Annotated in this window: 4 protein-coding genes and 1 tRNA gene; 1 reads left to right on the top strand and 4 read right to left on the bottom strand. The window is 50.4% G+C overall.

What is annotated here, in order from left to right; all coding sequences use genetic code 11:
* Position 1 precedes the first annotated feature (1 nt).
* Positions 2 to 77, bottom strand: a tRNA-Val gene (locus AC07U6_RS21175).
* A gap of 271 nt (positions 78 to 348) precedes the next feature.
* Between AC07U6_RS21175 and gltX the strand changes: the two genes are divergently transcribed.
* A complete protein-coding gene (gene gltX, locus AC07U6_RS21170) occupies positions 349 to 1,758 on the top strand; it encodes a glutamate--tRNA ligase (protein WP_494763357.1) in 1,410 nt (469 codons plus the stop codon).
* 390 nt (positions 1,759 to 2,148) lie between these two features.
* Here the strand turns inward: gltX and AC07U6_RS21165 are convergent, their stop codons facing one another.
* From AC07U6_RS21165 to AC07U6_RS21155, 3 genes are all read right to left on the bottom strand, one after another.
* Positions 2,149 to 2,502, bottom strand: a complete 354-nt coding sequence (locus tag AC07U6_RS21165) for a YfeC-like transcriptional regulator (protein WP_494763356.1) — start codon at positions 2,500 to 2,502, stop codon at positions 2,149 to 2,151.
* 156 nt (positions 2,503 to 2,658) lie between these two features.
* A complete protein-coding gene (locus tag AC07U6_RS21160; RefSeq protein WP_494763355.1) occupies positions 2,659 to 3,447 on the bottom strand; it encodes a formate/nitrite transporter family protein in 789 nt (262 codons plus the stop codon).
* 197 nt (positions 3,448 to 3,644) lie between these two features.
* On the bottom strand, positions 3,645 to 3,859 hold a 215-nt coding region (locus AC07U6_RS21155; RefSeq protein WP_494764843.1), incomplete at its 5' end, for a hypothetical protein.

The following is a 3,859-nucleotide window of genomic DNA, read 5'->3' as shown; positions in this document are numbered from 1 at the left end:
ATGGTGGGTGATGACGGGCTCGAACCGCCGACCCCCTCCGTGTAAAGGAGATGCTCTACCAACTGAGCTAATCACCCCCGCTGTGTGGAGTCGCATTATAGGGATACGCTGAAATGAGTCAACGCTTTTTCTAATTAAAATGTGAGTTCGCCTTAAAAATAGTCAGGATGTTCTCATTTCAGGCAAAAACAGAGGCTTGCCGAAGAAAATCACCGTGATGACCGGGCCAGAAGTGGGGATTGGCGTTGAGGATTCGTCTGCGAGTGATAGAATATCTGCCACGAAAATCAGACTGGCATAATTTGCCCTGACTCTGGCCAAAGCATCCGCGTAATAAGGCATTCATTAATGAAAATCAAAACCCGCTTCGCTCCCAGCCCAACTGGCTATCTGCACGTTGGCGGCGCTCGTACTGCACTTTACTCCTGGCTGTTTGCCCGTAATCACGGCGGTGAGTTTGTGCTGCGCATCGAAGATACCGATCTGGAGCGTTCTACCCAGCAGGCGATCGATGCCATTATGGATGGTATGAACTGGCTGAATCTCGACTGGGATGAGGGCCCGTACTATCAGACTAAGCGTTTCGATCGCTATAACGATGTTATCGATCAAATGCTGGAAGCCGGCACCGCGTACAAATGTTACTGCTCGAAAGAGCGTCTGGAAGCCTTGCGCGAACAGCAGATGGCGAACGGTGAGAAGCCGCGCTATGACGGCCGCTGCCGCGACAGCCATGAGCATCACACTGACGATGAGCCTTGCGTAGTACGCTTCCGCAACCCGCAGGAAGGTTCGGTTATTTTTGATGACCAGATCCGCGGCCCGATTGAGTTCAGCAATCAGGAGCTGGACGATCTGATTATTCGCCGCACCGACGGTTCACCGACCTATAACTTCTGTGTTGTCATTGATGACTGGGATATGGGCATTACCCACGTGATTCGCGGTGAAGATCATATCAACAACACCCCGCGCCAGATCAACATCCTGAAAGCGATCGGCGCGCAGGTGCCGGTTTACGCTCACGTTTCGATGATCCTTGGCGACGATGGTAAAAAGCTGTCTAAACGCCACGGTGCGGTTGGCGTAATGCAGTATCGTGATGATGGCTATCTCCCGGAAGCGCTGCTGAACTATCTGGTACGTCTGGGCTGGTCCCACGGCGATCAGGAGATTTTCTCCGTTGATGAGATGAAAAAAATGTTCGATCTGGATGCCGTCAGCAAATCCGCCAGCGCGTTTAACACAGAGAAGCTGCAGTGGCTGAATCATCACTACATCAACACCTTGGCCCCGGAATATGTGGCGACTCACCTGCAGTGGCACATTGAGCAGGAAAACATTGATACCCGTACGGGTCCGCAGCTGTCTCAGCTGGTGACTCTGTTGGGCGAGCGCTGCAAAACGCTGAAAGAGATGGCGGCATCCTGCCGTTACTTCTACGAAGACTTTGATGAGTTTGATGCTGATGCGGCGAAGAAGCATCTGCGTCCGGTTGCGCGTCAGCCACTGGAAGTGGTGCGGGATAAGCTGGCCGCCATTGCTGACTGGACGGCAGAAAACGTTCATCACGCCATTCAGGCGACGGCGGACGAGCTGGAAGTCGGCATGGGTAAAGTGGGCATGCCGCTGCGCGTTGCAGTAACCGGTGCCGGTCAGTCACCGGGCCTGGACGTTACCGTGCAGGCTATCGGCAAATCACGCAGCATTGCGCGTATTGAGAAAGCGCTGGCGTTTATCGCCACACGTGAAGGCTGATTTCAGTCTGTCCCTAATTTTATCCAGATGACTTAGCCCTTCGAACAATGCCGGCCACTCAGATGGTCGGCATTTTTTTCAGCTCCTGCAAAGCGTTGTTCAAAATCTTCAGCCCGCTGTTCCAGCATTACGCTTCCCGGACGCTCAGGCAATAGCGCCAGTGCGGCATCAAACGCCTCACCAGGCGCGGCGTTAATTCTCTTTAATCAGGTATTCGAGACTGATTCAGAGCCATTGGTCGGCCGTGCGGCGTTAATGGCATTTCTGTTCAGGAAAGTGCTAATCACTCCATTAAAAAGGGCCCATGAAAGCCATGAGCCCTTTAATTACTCCAGTTACTGCGTCAATTAACCTATATGCATATAGCGGTCTGGTCGAAGAATCTATTGGTTAAACATTACGAATTCCTAACCTTTGCAATATCCCCTGAATTCCTTCACGCAGCAGTAATGCCGTCAACTTTTCCTGTTCATCGGTGCTCAACTGCTGCAGCGATGAAACCAGTAAAGCGGAAAGAGAATTCTGATTAACGCGGTAATGCGCTGTGGGTTCAGTCGCGTGACGTGTTGATTTAAGAAATGATTTTACCTGTTCATCAATGAAAATCATCCTGGCTTTACCACCCTGAACTCCGGGTTTTGGGGCGGTTGTCCAGCCCTCTTTCTTAACCCACTTATTGATGGTTTGTCTGCTGAAACCTGTTTGCTGTGCCAGTTCTTCCGGCGTTAACCAATCCTTTTTCACTATCTATCCCTTTTAGCCGAACAAAGTAATTGAACATATTACAACAATTCATCATTTGAACAACTAATACAAATTACTAACCTTTAGTCAAATGAAGGGAAAAATTGGCGAAACAATAGGAAATTTCCCCCGCAGCGGATGCGCGAGGGAGGATAATTAGCGGGAAACAGCCACTTCTTCAGTGCGGGGATGGTAGGCAATGTAATATGCCAGACCTACAAATACCGCACCACCAACGGTATTACCGAGGAATACAGCAACAAAGTTCGGCAGATATTCGGCCCAGCTCAGGTAACCGGCAAAAATCGCGGCAGGAACGATAAACATATTTGCTACGACGTGCTGGAAGCCGATGGCCACAAAGGCCATAACCGGAAACCACATGCCGAAGATCTTACCGACCACATCTTTACTGGCAAAGGCCAGCCAGGCCGCCAGGCAAACCAGCCAGTTACAGCCAATACCGGAAATAAACGCGTGCATAAAGTCGGCGTTCACCTTCGCACTGGCAATGGCGACGGTTTTCTTCAGGTAATCACCCTCGGTCATACCGATCATATGGCCAAACAGCCAGGCAATCGCCACGCTGCCAATGAAGTTACCGATAGTGACCCAGAACCAGTTACGCATCAGGCTTACTGCGCTAATTTTACGGGCAAACCAGGCAACCGGCAGCAGCATCATATTTCCGGTCAGCAGCTCACCGCCGGCCAGAATGGTCATAATAATTCCCACCGGGAAAACGGCAGCGCCAAGCAGAACGCCGAAGGAGCCCCAGTCGGCAGGCAGCTGGTTAATGACGTGAATATAGAGCAGGAAACCAAAGGCAATAAAGGCTCCAGCCAGAAAACCAAGAATTAACAAAGAGGAGATGGAGGAACGGCTTTTAACCACGCCAGCCTGAACGGCAAGAGCGGCAATTTCTTTTGGTGTATGCAAAGACATGGGAACTCTGATTTTTAGTGATTATAAACTGCCGGATTCCGTCGCGTGCTGAAACGCGTGCATCCAGCGCAGAGAAGGCCCGGCATCCAAATTCGAGCGCAAGTTTTACACGCTAAGCTAACAAAAACAAGCAACTTAAATTATAAAAATTACCAATAATTAACAGCAAAAGATAAGTGGCTGAACCAGGGGAAATCTTAAGGATTTCCTGATAGCAGTCGGATCGTGGTGATAATAACCTGCCGGAAAAAATCTGGCGCGGGGCGGGTGCTAAAACAGAGAATTAACGTTTTTATCATCGCTTTGGCGGCTTTTTCAGCGATCGATCTCAGATTGTTAATTTGCCGTTGACACCAACCGCGCTGTTTCATATTATCCCCGCCGTCAACACGACACGGTTTTTCGGACTGGG

Source organism: Erwinia sp. GW821-FHT03D09 (assembly GCF_059420805.1).
This window is presented reverse-complemented; position numbering and strand designations above follow the sequence as displayed.

Excerpts from the sequence above, each read along its gene's own strand:
- gltX (WP_494763357.1), top strand. The coding sequence starts at position 349 with ATGAAAATCAAAACCCGCTTCGCTCCCAGCCCAACTGGCTATCTGCAC.
- AC07U6_RS21160 (WP_494763355.1), bottom strand. The coding sequence starts at position 3,447 with ATGTCTTTGCATACACCAAAAGAAATTGCCGCTCTTGCCGTTCAGGCT.